The sequence below is a fragment of the Phormidium tenue FACHB-1050 genome, from assembly GCF_014696925.1.
Classification (GTDB): domain Bacteria; phylum Cyanobacteriota; class Cyanobacteriia; order Pseudanabaenales; family Pseudanabaenaceae; genus Pseudanabaena.
Genome location: NZ_JACJQY010000039.1, coordinates 1 through 14429, shown reverse-complemented (window position 1 = coordinate 14429; position 14429 = coordinate 1). Strand labels below are relative to the sequence as shown.

At 43.0% G+C, this 14429-nt stretch carries 12 protein-coding genes; 1 reads left to right on the top strand and 11 read right to left on the bottom strand.

Translation table 11 applies throughout. From position 1 onward, the window contains the following. Positions 1-63: 63 nt before the first annotated feature. A complete protein-coding gene (locus tag H6G05_RS19220; RefSeq protein ID WP_190580480.1) occupies positions 64-1533 on the bottom strand; it encodes a TldD/PmbA family protein in 1470 nt (489 codons plus the stop codon). A 754-nt stretch (positions 1534-2287) separates the two neighbouring features. Between H6G05_RS19220 and H6G05_RS19215 the strand changes: the two genes are divergently transcribed. Continuing rightward, positions 2288-6439, top strand: a complete 4152-nt coding sequence (locus tag H6G05_RS19215) for a PAS domain-containing protein (protein WP_190580478.1) — start codon at positions 2288-2290, stop codon at positions 6437-6439. Positions 6440-6470: 31 nt separating this feature from the next. Here the strand turns inward: H6G05_RS19215 and H6G05_RS19210 are convergent, their stop codons facing one another. From H6G05_RS19210 to H6G05_RS19165, 10 genes are all read right to left on the bottom strand, one after another. Continuing rightward, positions 6471-8240, bottom strand: coding sequence for an ABC transporter ATP-binding protein (locus tag H6G05_RS19210; protein ID WP_190580469.1), 1770 nt, complete (start codon positions 8238-8240; stop codon positions 6471-6473). Between the two features lie 68 nt (positions 8241-8308). Continuing rightward, on the bottom strand, positions 8309-8698 hold the full coding sequence (locus H6G05_RS19205) for a type II toxin-antitoxin system VapC family toxin (RefSeq protein WP_190580466.1): 390 nt from the start codon (positions 8696-8698) through the stop codon (positions 8309-8311). 3 nt (positions 8699-8701) lie between these two features. Then, positions 8702-8938, bottom strand: coding sequence for a DUF2281 domain-containing protein (locus H6G05_RS19200; protein WP_190580464.1), 237 nt, complete (start codon positions 8936-8938; stop codon positions 8702-8704). Between the two features lie 29 nt (positions 8939-8967). Next, positions 8968-11832, bottom strand: a complete 2865-nt coding sequence (gene uvrA / locus H6G05_RS19195; RefSeq protein ID WP_190580462.1) for an excinuclease ABC subunit UvrA — start codon at positions 11830-11832, stop codon at positions 8968-8970. 81 nt (positions 11833-11913) lie between these two features. After that, positions 11914-12273, bottom strand: coding sequence for a CU044_2847 family protein (locus tag H6G05_RS19190; RefSeq protein ID WP_190580459.1), 360 nt, complete (start codon positions 12271-12273; stop codon positions 11914-11916). A gap of 49 nt (positions 12274-12322) precedes the next feature. Next, the gene (locus H6G05_RS19185) at positions 12323-12742 is read right to left on the bottom strand and encodes a type II toxin-antitoxin system VapC family toxin (RefSeq protein WP_190580457.1); all 420 of its coding nucleotides are present in this window, start codon (positions 12740-12742) and stop codon (positions 12323-12325) included. 2 nt (positions 12743-12744) lie between these two features. Continuing rightward, a complete protein-coding gene (locus tag H6G05_RS19180) occupies positions 12745-12996 on the bottom strand; it encodes a hypothetical protein (RefSeq protein WP_190580449.1) in 252 nt (83 codons plus the stop codon). 63 nt (positions 12997-13059) lie between these two features. After that, complete coding sequence (locus H6G05_RS19175; protein WP_190580447.1) at positions 13060-13365, bottom strand: DUF433 domain-containing protein; 306 nt, start codon at positions 13363-13365, stop codon at positions 13060-13062. 37 nt (positions 13366-13402) lie between these two features. Continuing rightward, the gene (locus H6G05_RS19170) at positions 13403-13642 is read right to left on the bottom strand and encodes a ribbon-helix-helix domain-containing protein (RefSeq protein ID WP_190580445.1); all 240 of its coding nucleotides are present in this window, start codon (positions 13640-13642) and stop codon (positions 13403-13405) included. Between the two features lie 271 nt (positions 13643-13913). Continuing rightward, the coding region (locus tag H6G05_RS19165; RefSeq protein WP_190580443.1) for a WD40 repeat domain-containing protein at positions 13914-14429 on the bottom strand (516 nt) is incomplete at its 5' end.

The following is a 14429-nucleotide window of genomic DNA, read 5'->3' as shown; positions in this document are numbered from 1 at the left end:
AAACTAGACTAAACGCTACCTAAAGGCAAAAAAGCGACGATCTGCGTCACCTTTTTTGCGAGATTAGCGCCCCCCGACGGTAATCGCATCAACCTTAATATGAGGTTGACCAACCGTGACATAAACACTGCCACTGACGGAGCCACAGAAACCTGCGGCAAGTTCTAGATCGCGAGAACTCATCGAAATTTCTTGCATGATTTCTTTAGCATCCCCAATCAAAGTAGCTCCTTTGAGCGGTTTGGTAATTTTGCCATTTTCGATGAGGTAAGCTTCATCAACGGCAAAGTTAAACTGACCAGTAGGCAAAACGCTACCGCCACCCATCTTTTTGCAGTAAATGCCTTTATCCACTGAGGCAAACAGATCGTCCAAGGAAAAATCACCTGCATCAATATAGGTGTTTCGCATCCGACTTGCCGCCGCATAGGCGTAACTTTGGCGACGACCGCTACCTGTGCGCGGATGTCCAGTGCGTAACTCACCAGCGCGATCGCTAATAAAGTTTTTCAAAATTCCATTCTCAATTAAGAGGGTGCGCTGTGTGGGCATTCCTTCATCATCCATATCGATGGTTCCAAAAGCTTCTTCAGAGCGTCCTTCATCCCAAGCTGTGAGGTTTTCATGGGCAATTTTCTTACCTTTCATCTCAGCAAAAGGCGTTGTTTTGGCTTCGATGCCCGTCGTTTCTAGTAAATGTCCACAGGCTTCATGGAAAATCACACCACCAAACTGATTTGCCATAATAATCGGATAGGAACCAGATTCCACATAATCAGCATAGAGCATTTGACCTGCGGCTTCGACGATTTCATCGACGACGGGTTCATAGTTCCAATTACGAAGGTAGCTGGGGTCGCTCGTACCGCCAACCCGCTTACCAATGGATGAACGATTTGCACCATCCGCACAGAGTAAGTTAGAACCTATCGACTGAGTAAGGCGAATATCTCTAGCGAATGTACCGTCACTAGCAGCAACTAGAACTTCTTGCCAATCACGGAAATAGCCCGATCGCCTTGATTGGATATGTTTACCTTTTTTGGCTAACAGTGCATTGGCTCCAAGCAGGATATCACCCATTTCTCGCATGGGGCTACATTGCGCGATCCATGATTCTTTATCTTTTTTAGTGGCATAGTCACGGAATAGCTCTAAATGAATAGAAGGAATAATCGATTTTTGAGAAGGAAGTTGTAGTCCTAGGATGGACAGAGCGCGTTCGAGGGCTGATTTTAGTCCTAGAAAAGTCAAATCATTGGTGCTGACATAACAATCGGCTTTGCCCTTAAAAGCACGAATCCCTGCTCCTGTAGACAATCGTGGCGAGATACTTGTAATCGTGTCATCTTCTGCAAGACAGCTAATGTAATTGTTACGCTCTAAGAAAAATTCTACAAAATCCGCACCTGCGGCGCGTCCAAGTCCCAACAGAATCGCCAGTGGGGCTTCCCATGTTTCGTCAAAGCGATCGCTGACGGTTGCATATTGCAGATTTGATAGCTCTTTTGTCTGAATCAGGTTACTGATCATGATGTTGAGTAGTTAGTTAATGATTTCTTTAGCAAGTGTAACAAATCAAGAAATGCTCTCACCGAATCCTATCGCAAGGACAGAGATAATTAGGACAAATCAAGACCCAAATCAATGAAGGCGGCGCTTTGCGCCACCTTCATTGATTTGGGTTTTATGTTCTCAGCAAAACTTACATTGCTAAAAAGTTAGCTATACAGCAATTATCGCTCTAACGAACCACAATAAAATTTTTGAAAGTGTTACAAAGCAACACTTTCAAAAATTTTATTGGTTTGGATTTGAGCATAAAGCACTATAAAAGTAACAGTTGCACATTTTTGTAACAGGAAGATTGCTATGGTAAAATCATGAAATACTACTATAAATCTTAGCTGTCACAATTTTTTATTATGTTTTAAGTACTACAAGCGATTGTAAAAATCATAGTTTAGAAGCTTTGCTATACTTATTTTGAGACGATTATCATAAATTTCCATTAGTTCTTCTCGATTTTAAGTGGAACGCAGATGATCAATCTATGGCTACTGTTGAGTGATGGCAAGCACGGGGGCTTGTCCCTACCTAAACATTGAATGTCATTTCGTAGTGCTGTGTCACCTGCTAGTACTAGATTTTACTATCACCATAATCTTTGTAAACTATGAACTAACTGGAGTTATGAGTGAATTCCCCTCTAGATTTAGACCCTGACAGATCCTCATCATCAAAGGATGCGAAAATTAGTAGTTTAGATAACCATTCAAGTATTGAAATGGATAAATTCAGATCAAGGATGCTGATTTGCTCAGAAATTTTGCAAAGTATGCGCCATTATGATAATCAGTGCGATAACGTAGAAAAAATTTTTCAAACAATCACCACAAAGTTACTGAATTTAGTTCAGGCTGTTCATGTTTCTATCTATAAGCTCGATAAATTTGCCGATCGCCATAGTGGAATAGGGATCAGTGGCAAGATTATTGCAGAGGCGATCGCACCACAATGTCAGCCTTGCTCGCAATTTCAGCTTGAGAATATTCTGAGAGAAGAATATCAGTGGGGACAGGATATTACGGGACAAATCCTTGATCTTTATACTGCGGGGATGACTAGGTGTGAGCTTAACTTGGCGGAAGTATTTGTAGGTAAAGCTTATTTACTTGTGCCAATCATATTGTCAGATCGAGAGCCAGAGCATCCATTATGGGGATTTCTGACAGTTCATCAATGCACCGCTTTGGGTGGGAAGTCTTTTCAAAGCTCATGGGATCAAGATGATGTGCTGATGCTCCAACAAATAGCCATGCAGATCGAGATTATTTTACAACGAGAAAATCGTAGTACCCGTTTGCTAGAGCAGGTAAAAGAAGCTGAGCAATCCTACGCAACCTTGTATCGGTGGATGGAGAATTATCGTTATCTTGTGGAGCAGATTCCTAATGTATGTTATGTCTCCCCCATCACGAACACTTCAGAGTTTGCCTATATTAGTCCACAATTGCAAGCACTTTTAGGTATCGATTCTTCTAAATGGAATGCAGGTTTTTTTAATACTTGGGCTGATTATGTGCATCCTGACGATCGCGATCGCGTACATCAAGCAGTTCGCCACACTATAGAGACTGGAGAGCCTTTTTGCTGTGAATATCGAATGATTGCTAGTGATGGCAAAATTATATGGTTGCGTGATACTGCTCACCTTGGCTTGGCAACAGATGGGAAAACTAAAGTTTTACGGGGTTCCGCTTTTGATATTAGCGATCGCAAAGAAAGCGAACTAAGATTTCAAGGGATTTTTAACAACACTTTTCAATTTGTGGGCTTACTTTCTCTTGATGGTATTTTCTTGGAAGTAAACCAAACAGCCTTAGACTTTGGGGGAATTACTCACGCCGAGGTAATTGGTAAGCCAATCTGGGAAACCTATTGGCTGACAATTTCGGAGGCTACGCAAAATCGGATAAAACAAGCAGTTCAGCAAGCTGCTCAAGGTGAATTTGTCCGTTATGAAATGGATATATTTGGCGCTGGTCAGACAATTACAACTATCGATTTCTCGCTCCGTCCTCTCAAAGATGAATCGGGACAAGTGATTTTACTAATTCCTGAAGGTAGAGATATTAGTGAACTCAAAGCGACTGAAAAAACTTTACGCAAAAGTCAGTCAATCCTAGCAAAAGCTCAACAAATCGCCAAGATTGGTAATTGGGAATGGAATGTCATTGAGCAGAAAACCATTTGGTCAGACGAATTATTTCATATTTTTGGACGTGATCCAAATTTAGGTGTCCCCAGTTATGAGGAGATTTTGCAATATTATGTAGAAGAAGATCGCCAAAAACACATTCAAGCAGTTGATAATGCCGTCAAAAATGGCGGTTCATATCATTTAGACTTACGTGTCCAAAAATCTGATGAATCCTATATTTACATTGAAGCATTTGGTCATGCGGAATATGACGATCATGGAAGCATTATTAATCTTTATGGAACGGCTCAAGATATTAGCGATCGCAAACTTGTAGAAGCAAAACTACTTCAGAGTGAAGCCTTACTTAAGTTAACACTCGCCAATGTACCAATAGGGATTGCCACCTTTGATTTAGAAGGTAAATTTTTGATGGTAAATCAGGGCTTCTGTACAACATTTGGATATACCGAAGCAGAATTGCTGGCTATGACAGCAATTGAACTGACTCATCCCAATTCTGTTGAAAAAACATTAACGGCTCTCCATCGCTTAATTGCGAATGAAGCAACTAGTGGTGAACTGGAGAAACAATATATCCATAAAAATGGTCATGCGATCGATGTGATTAGTCGATTTGGACTAGTGCGAGATGAAAATGGCAAGCCAATTCAATTTGTCGCTGGGGTAGAAGATGTAACTGAGCGCAAACAAACTGAAGCCAAACTAGCGGCGGCGCGAGTAGCCGAGTTGTCAAACAAAGCTAAAAGCGAATTTCTCGCTGTCATGAGTCATGAACTGCGAACTCCGATGAATGCTGTGATTGGAATGACCGAGATTTTAGAAAGTACGCCCCTAACGCGGCAACAGCAGCAATATGTCACTACGATTCGTCAAGGTGGGGAAGTACTACTATCGGTAATTAATAATATCCTTGACTTCTCACGAATTGAGTCAGGACATTTTGAACTCGAAGAGCGTCCTTTTAAACTTCAACAATGTATTGAGGAAGTTCTAGAACTGATGTCATCACGCACGGCTGAGAAGTTCCTAGAACTAGTCCCATTTGTAAGTCTAGATGTCCCGCAACAGTTGATTGGAGACTATACGCGCTTACGTCAAATCCTCGTCAATTTAGTAAGTAACGCCATTAAATTTACCGAATCTGGGGAAATTATTATTACGGTAAATTCGCGATTAATCGATCATCAGACTAACACTTACGAATTGCATTTTGATGTGAGCGATACAGGAATTGGCATTGCTCCTGAAGCGATCTCCAAACTTTTTAAAGCCTTTAGTCAAGCTGATAATTCGATTGCGCGACAATATGGCGGCACTGGTTTGGGACTAGCAATTTGTAAACAACTTTGCGAATTGATGGGCGGTGAAATAGGGGTTAGCAGCAATGTCGGTAAAGGTTCTACTTTCAGCTTCTCCATCCAAGTACGCGCCATTATTGAAGACGAAGATACTACAGCGATCGCGCCAGACCTGAGGGGTAAGAGGATTTTAAGCGTTAACACTAATTCGACACTCCAGCAGGCGATCGCTTTATACACGCAACCGTGGGAGATGAACTTACAGGCTGTCTACTCAGCCGCTAATGCGCTGCAATCATTGACAACATCGAACTTTGATGTAATTTTAATTGACCGACAACTTATAGAATCTGATGGTTCTCAAATGGATGGTTTAGAACTAGCTAAACACATTCAAGAAATTTTTCCTGAGTTAAATTTAATTCTATTAACCCCTGTAAACATCATTCTTAATGAGAATGACAATGCCAATTTAGCTTGCTTTGGAGATTACATCACTAAGCCGATATCTGCCTCAAAACTTTATCAAGCTTTTTGCAATATTTTTAGTGAAAAAGTCCCAACTATCCCCCAAGATGCAACTAATACAAGAACTCAAGCTCCATTTGCAAGCGATGAGATTTTGAGAGATGAGAATTTTGCTCAATGTTATCCATTTAAAATCTTGGTTGTCGAAGATAATCCTGTCAATCAAAAGATTCTGCTATTGATGCTAGAAAACTTAGGCTATAAAGCAGGTTTTACGGAAAATGGGCAGAAAGCCATCAATGCTTTCTTAGATCAAGCCTACGATCTGATCTTTATGGATATCCAAATGCCAATTATGAATGGCTTGACTGCAAGCAAAAGTATCCGCCAGTTGCCAAGTCAACAACCTTGGATCATTGGGCTATCAGCAAATGCTTTCTCAGAATCCCGTGAGTCAGCCATGAGTGCAGGAATGAATGACTATCTCACTAAGCCTCTAAAAACTAGCAGCTTAATAGCAGCGTTACAAAGGATTCCCCAACATCAACATCTTGCTATTCATAGTCAGCCGCCTGTTGACTTATCGATCCTATCAAATCTAGAAGATTCTGTAGGTACACAGAACTTAGAAGAATTAATCAATGTCTATTTAGAACATTCGGCAAAGGCGATCGCCACAATGAAGGAGGCTTTTCAAACTAAGGACTTTGTGAAGATTGAAGCCCATAATCACGCCCTCAAAGGAGGAAGTGCTACCTTTGGAGCTGCCCAGCTTTTTAGTTCTTGCCAAGCCCTACAATCTATTTGCAAGAAGTTAATCAAGTCGAAGACACATACTGAAGAAGATATCAGCAAAATTGCTAGTCTTTTAGAGAATATAGAAGACCAATATAACTATGTATATCAAACTTTCCAATCTAGAGGAGGTAGCTCACCAGTGTTATAAAAAAGACTGCCCTTTGGGCAGTCTTTTTTCTTTAAATATGGGTTTGTCCTGTTTGCAGATTCCATAAACCTGCATAGATACCATTGTTCGCAACTAGCTGATCATGAGTTCCTGTTTCTACTACTTTTCCTTGATCCATGACATAGATGCGATCGGCATTGCGAATAGTGGATAGACGATGGGCGATCGCGATCGTTGTGCGATTTTTGGTAATCCGATCCAAAGATTTTTGGATCGCCGATTCCGTTTCATTATCCACTGCCGAAGTTGCTTCATCGAGGATTAAAATCGGTGGATTGCGTAACACTGCACGGGCGATCGCAATTCGTTGGCGCTGACCACCTGATAGCTTTTGACCACGCTCACCGACAATCGTATCGTAACCCTTGGGCAGAGCTTGGATAAAGTCATGGGCTTCGGCAATCTTGGCAGCTTCGACAATCTGATCCACGGTTGCATCAAAGGAACCATAGGCAATATTTTCTAGAACTGAACCATGAAATAGAAATACATCTTGGCTTACCCAGCCCATGCAAGAACGTAGCGATCGCAATTCTAAGTCACGAATATCAATGCGATCAAGCAAGATATTTCCCGATTGAATTTCGTATAAGCGTAGGAGCAACTTCACCAAAGTACTTTTGCCCGAACCCGTTGCCCCAACTATGGCAGTAGTTTTATGGGCGGCGATTTCTAAGGATAGATTTTCTACGATTGGGAAGTTTGCAGCATAGCCAAAGGTGACATTTTTTAATTGAATATCACCATTTACTACAGAGTCTAGTACCTGTGAGCCTGAATGAATTGCGATCGGGGTATCGAGCAAATCGAGAATGCGGTTAGTCGAAGCCATCGCTCTTTGATATTGATCGAGGGTTTCACCTAAGCGCGTGAGCGGCCATAAAAGTCGCTGAATTAGATAAATCATCACGGAGTAATTGCCTACCGAAAGCCTGTTTGCCTGAACCTCCAAGCCACCATAATAAAGAATCGCAATAAATCCCATAAAGATCAGGATTCTGATCAAAGGAACAAACGCGGCACTATAGGCGATCGCCTTGCGATTACTTTGACGATATTGATTACTTTCCTTCTCAATGCGTTTACGTTCATAGGCTTCTGTCACAAATGCCTTAATCGTCGTGATTCCGCCAATATTATTCGATAGTTGCCCATTTAGCAGTCCCACTTTTTCGCGAACTTCCGCATAGCGCGGCGCAAGGAATTTCTGAAACCAAATCGAACCCCATAAAATAAACGGCATCGGCGACAGGGCTAACCAAGCCACATTAGGCGTAATCACAAAAAATGCACCACCAATCAACAGAATCGTCGCCGAAACTTGAATTACTTCATTTGCACCACCGTCAAGAAATCGTTCTAATTGATTAACATCATCACTCAATATCGACATCAATCCACCCGAACTCCGCTCCTCAAAAAAGGCTAGCTCTAACTCTTGTAAATGCTGATAGGCATCAAGGCGCAAGTCATGCTGGATCGTCTGAGCAAGGTTACGCCACTGAAGCGCATAGGCATACTCAAAAATCGACTCCAAGCCCCAGATCACGCCACTAATTGCCGAAAGTACTAGTAACTGCGCTGCTAATCCTTGGACACCAAAGGGATTTGCCCAAAAGTTCTCTTTTTGGAGTACCAGATCGATCGCTGCACCTATCAGGACTGGGGGAGCCAAATCGAAGAATTTATTTAAAATTGAGCAAGTTGTCGCTGTCCAAATTTGTTGGCGATAAGTACGGGCATAGCGAGTCAGTCGGATAAACGGATGAACATAAGTCATGGGATGTAAATTAGTTGCTTTTGGATTGTTCTTAAGATATGCGATTGTTTGTCTTACGATTTTTGTGCCTATGGATATGGCAACAGGTTTAATTCTTGGATAAATTTATAATCGCGTTGATTTTTGGTGGCGAGTGGATAATCCCAAACAATCGCAGTGGCTGCGATCAGGCTGTCAGCAATGAGCAATCCGTGACTCAAACGGTAAAATTTTAGTAACTCCACTGATCTGTCTGAAATATCTTGATCAATTTTGATGATCGAAAATTGTTGGAGGAAATTTTCGATCTTTCTCAAATCTGCTTTATTGGTGCAACCGACAATGAGTTCCATTTGTGTAACTGCACTAATTGCAAGAGTGCTGCTTGCTTGTAGATTTTGCAGATAATCAATTGCTTCACTTTTACTACGAGAAGTATCAATCAAGATATCTGTATCAATAATGGTTAGATTTGTCATAGCCTACCACTCGCTATTCCGAATATTGCGTACCCATGTTGTGCTGTCATCCATGTCTTGACGCTCTTGCCACATGCCTATAAATGGATCGTTTGTCCAATCAATTTCTGTTTTTTGTGGTTTAGAGATCGCAGGGGCATATGTTTGTTGCAAGAAGGCGATGAAGTTTAGGGCTTGGCGTTGTGCTTCGGGCGGAAGGCTCGCAAAGGTCTTGAGGAGTTCTTGTTGGGTAGCAATCATAAATTTAACCTCCTATTTTTTACAGGTTACTACTTAGCACGGGGGTAATCCGCTAATACTTGTTTGAGATACTTGCCAGTATAGGATTTTTTGACCTTGGCGACCTGTTCGGGCGTACCCTCAGCGACAATCTCACCACCGCGATCGCCTCCCTCTGGCCCCAGATCAATCACCCAGTCGGCACAACGAATCACATCGAGATTATGCTCGATCGCAATAATGCTATTACCTTTATCCACAAGGCGTTGCATCACGTCTAGGAGTTTATGTACATCGTAAAAACTTAAACCTGTAGTCGGTTCATCGATGAGATAGAGAGTTTTACCTGTAGCTCGACGCGCTAGTTCTGTGGCTAGCTTGACCCGTTGGGCTTCACCACCTGAGAGCGTGGGCGCAGACTGACCGAGACGCACATAGCCTAAACCGACATCTACTAGCATTCCTAATTTGGCATGAGCAGAAGGAATATTCTCAAAAAAGTGCATTGCTTCTTCGATGGTCATATCCAACACATCGGCGATCGTCTTCTCTTTGTACTTAACTTGCAGAGTTTCACGGTTATATCTTGCGCCTTTGCAAACATCACACTGCACATAGACATCGGGAAGAAAATTCATTGAGATAACATTTACACCTTGTCCAGAGCAAGCTTCACAACGTCCACCCTTAACATTAAAAGAGAACTGTCCTGCTTTATAGCCTCTCGTTTTCGCCGCCGTCGTCAGTGCAAAGGTTTCACGAATGACATCAAATAAGCCTGTATAAGTAGCAGGATTGGAACGAGGTGTGCGTCCGATGGGAGATTGATCGATGACGATGAATTTGTCTAGAGCTTGGAGTCCTTTAATTTCATCGATGCCTTTAGGTGCTGGTACTTTGCGCGAAAAATGATGATCTAGAGAATTATGGAGCAGGTCATTAATAAGCGTGGATTTGCCTGAACCTGATACACCTGTGACACAAACTAGCTTACCAAGTGGAAGTGTGACATTGACGTGCTTCAGATTATTGAGATAGGCATTACAAATCTCTAAATATTTGCCATTACCTTCGCGACGCTCTGCGGGTGTGTGAATCAGCTTTTGTTTAGATAGATAAGCACCTGTGAGGGATTCAGGATGCTGCTCAATATCCTTGACCGTACCCTGCGCGACGATCTTACCGCCATGTACTCCTGCCCCTGGACCAATGTCTACGAGATAGTCAGCAGCACGAATAGTTTCTTCGTCATGTTCGACCACGATTAAGGTATTCCCAAGATCGCGAAGTTTGGTTAATGTCGCAAGCAGCCGCGAGTTATCCCGTTGATGTAGTCCTATGCTCGGCTCGTCAAGAACATAGAGAACGCCTGTCAAACCAGAACCAATTTGGGTAGCAAGGCGGATACGTTGGGCTTCGCCGCCAGAGAGGGACATGGTAGAACGATCAAGAGTGAGGTAATCTAAGCCCACATCCAGCAGAAATTGCAATCTGGCTTCGATTTCTTGCAAGACCCGATCGCCTATTTGTCTTGTCCGATCATCAAGATCGAGATTTTTGAGGCGATCGCGACAAGTCCCAATCGGCACTGACACAAAATCGTTAATGTTATACCCACCAATCCGCACTGCGAGAGATTCTGGTTTCAGCCTTGTTCCTTCGCAAGTCGAGCAAGACTCTTCGATGAGATAGTTCTCTAACTTCTGTCTTTGCGATTCTCCAGCTTCCTTATATTGCTGTTCGAGAATAGCGATCGCACCTTCATAGCGCTTGTAATATCCCTCACTGCGATCGCGATAGAGCGAGTCTGGCTTAATTAAAATCTTCTCTGTAGTGCCATGCAAAATAATATCAATCTGTGACTGGGTAAGTTTTTCCCAAGGTGCAGTAATCTCAAAGCCTACATATTCGCCAACACTGGATAACAGTGAAATGTAATAAGTATGGGTTTTATCTGCCCAAGGCGCGATCGCAGCATAGACTGGCAAAGATGGATCGGGAACTAGCAACTCAGGACTAAAAGTTTTAATACTTCCCAATCCATGACAGGCTGGACAAGCGCCATAGGGAGAATTAAAGGAGAACATGCGCGGCGATAGTTCTTCCATTACCGCGCCATGCTCAGGACAGGCAAAGTTTTCTGAGAAAGTTAGCAGGTTGCTAACTTTCTCAGATTTAGGGTCTGGGGATGAGGGCAAAATCTCGACCATTGCAATCCCTTCGGCACGTTTTAAACAAGTTGCGAGGGAATCAGTCAAACGTTCTTGAATATCATTTTTACGAACTAGACGATCAACCACAATTTCAATATCATGCAGTTTGTTTTTATCTAATTCGATATTGTCACTAAGCTCTCGCACTTCTCCATCTACCCGCACCCGTGCAAAGCCTTCACTGGCTAGGGTAGATAGTAATTTCTTATGAGTTCCCTTTTTGCCACGAATTACGGGTGCTAGCAACTGAAACTTAGTGCGATCGCTAAGCTCCATAATCGAGTCCACCATCCGATCAATGGTCTGAGGCGCTATATTGCGATCGCAGATGGGGCAATGTGGCGAACCTGCACGACCAAATAATAGCCGCAAATAATCATAAATCTCGGTGACCGTACCGACGGTTGAGCGAGGGTTATGGGAAGTTGATTTTTGGTCAATGGAAATCGCAGGACTCAAACCCTCTATGTAGTCCACATCAGGCTTATCGACTTGTCCCAAAAATTGCCGCGCATAGGCACTCAGCGACTCCACATAGCGGCGTTGTCCTTCGGCAAAAATCGTGTCAAAAGCGAGAGATGACTTACCAGAGCCAGACACACCTGTAAACACGATCAGGCGATCGCGGGGAATCGTCAGGTCAACATTCTTGAGATTGTGCTGTCTAGCACCTCTAACGTGGATATGGGTATGGTCTGGCATTCGATCGCGATTTATGCTTTAGCTGGCGTAAAGATTTGTTACTAGTGTATGCGATCGCTGGGAGATTTGTGGTGGTTGTAGTTATTCTGGCTTCTTGGGAAACACGCATTTTACGGTAATTTTTAGATTGGAGCTTGCGCCGCCTGATGCGATGAAGGGTACGCCTGCTTTAGCATCAAGGCTCACGCCAAATTCTAGGGTGACTTCGCTGACTTCGGCACTTCCTAAATTGCGAAAGGCGTTGAGGGTGTTGACGGTGTAGCCACGCACGAGGCTTTGCATGGCATGAAAACTTTGCATTGCTTTTTCTTTGACGGCATTTTGATCATTTTCAGGAAGACCAAATGATCGCTTTGGCGTAGTGGAAGTTACCGCAGTTTCTTCGACTTGAAAATAAATAATGGTTCCGTCTTCGAGTTCGGTGGGGATGAGTTGGGGCATGTTTTTTCTCTCAGGTGAAGGGATTTATGATATGTGACTGAATGTGATCTTACAAGTCGGGCATAATTACGGGAATCAGTTCGTTGCGGTGCTTGCGATAGATTTTGAAATCGCTGTCTAAGGTCAGAACAGCGCTATCCACATAGATTTCTGACATCCTCACTAAACAAGCATCTGCTAAGGACATTGGTACATTTTGATAGCGATTCATGAGTAGATTGATCGCTTCAGCTTCATCACTCAAATGAAAAGGAACTTGTATATATCCTTGCTGTAACGATCTCAAAACTTCTCTCCGTCCCATATCATGACTTCTCAACAAAAAGCAAGTTTCGGTCAAGACGGCTTCGCAGGTTAAAAATGGGGTGGCGATCGCTTCGACAGTAGCTTTTGCCCAAGCGTGATGGTTGTCGCGAACACTTAGCAGGGCAACTAAAACGCTCGTATCCAAAATGATACTTTTTGGCATGATTACTGTCCAAAACCTTGCATATAGGCTTTGTTGGTCGATAGGTCTGGAGGTAATCCATCTAAGCAACCAATTAAGTCTTTGGCGGCTTCAGCAAAAGAAATGGGTTTTGTTTCTGCAATTTCTATTTCATCTTGGTTTGTAATTGCTTTTCTGCTTTTGAATTCTATGAACTCAACAAAGCGAATTATTTCTTTTTGATCTTCTGTTGGAAGTTGTTTGATTTTGGCGATCGCTGTGTCTAAAGTAATCATTGTAATTTTCTCCAATACCTGCAAATAGATTAATCATTAACCATGTCAAATTATAGCCATAGATTAATGTGTTGCTTGAAGTTTGGCTTGCAATGGTGAGATGGGAGCGTTTAGGCGCATTTGTTCGGCATAGTCGAGGCGGCGCTGGATGTCGGTATCAATTTCTTGTTTGTGATCCCAATAGTAGGCGAGAGCGGAATAAATTTTGCTGAGAGCGATATGGGGATATTGAAAATGTAGTTCTTCGGGACTCCAGCCATAGGTGAGGTGCGAGGTGACTAGCTCGACGACTTTCATGGTCGTACCTGCGATGATAGGTACGTTGCCTTGAAGTTGGATGTGCATATATTGGGTTGGTGTGTCGAGCATCGTACAGACCTCCATAACAAGGAACTAAGGTTTTTTATCAATGACGCGATAGAAGCTGATTAATAGCTGTTTCGCCATCAATACCTTCACCGCGATCGAGTTCTGCGGCGGCTATGTCGATTTTGTTGCCTAGTTCTTCGACCCAGCGATCGTAATGGTTGCGTTTTTCTAGAAGTTGCAATGCTTCGGCGATTACTTCAGTGGCGTTGGTGTATCGTCCTGTGGCGAGCTGGTTTTGAATAAATTGCTCTTGTTCGGGTTGGAGGGTGATAGGCATAGGTTAATTGATGCGATCGTTATATCGATTATATCTTTATCTCTAGTGTTGGGATTAGTAAACATGCGTAGGGGCATAGCATTCCCGCGATAATTTCTAAATTCTCAGGTTCCTTTGATTTGGGAATGCTCGGCTCCAATACCTGACAACGCAGGGACAAGCGATTGGTGAAAGCGAAGAGGGTTTTGCATTTGCGAATGGAGGTTTATGTGGGGTGTTTGGGAATGGTGGCGCAAATGCAAAACCCCTACAAATTTTTTCCTTTTTACTTTTACCTTTTTACTTGACAAGCCTGTCTGTCTTCATCACTGGCATTGGGGTTATTAACGAGATAGTCGTGGAGCCACGCGCAACCCTTCGCCATCAGGTCATCAAGATTTAAATTCCACAATTTGACGTTTTTGTCGTTACTTCCTATCGCAATGGTCTTGCCATCGGGGCTAAAGGCTACGCTCCTGACATTATAGCTATGCCCTTTGAAGGTTTGGATTTCTTTTCCTTCCAGATCCCACAATTTGACGATGCCGTCCCAACTACCTGTGGCAATGGTCTTGCCATCGGGGCTAAAGGCTACGCTCAAGACACCATAGCTATGCCCTGTCAAGGTTTGGATTTCTTTTCCTTCCAGATTCCACAATTTGACGGTTTTATCGGAACTTCCCGTGGCAATGGTCTTGCCATCGGGACTAAAGGCTACGCTCAAGACATCATAGCTATGCCCTGTCAAGGTTTGGATTTCTTTTCCTTCCAGATTCCACAATTTGACGGTCTTGTCGGAACTTCCCGT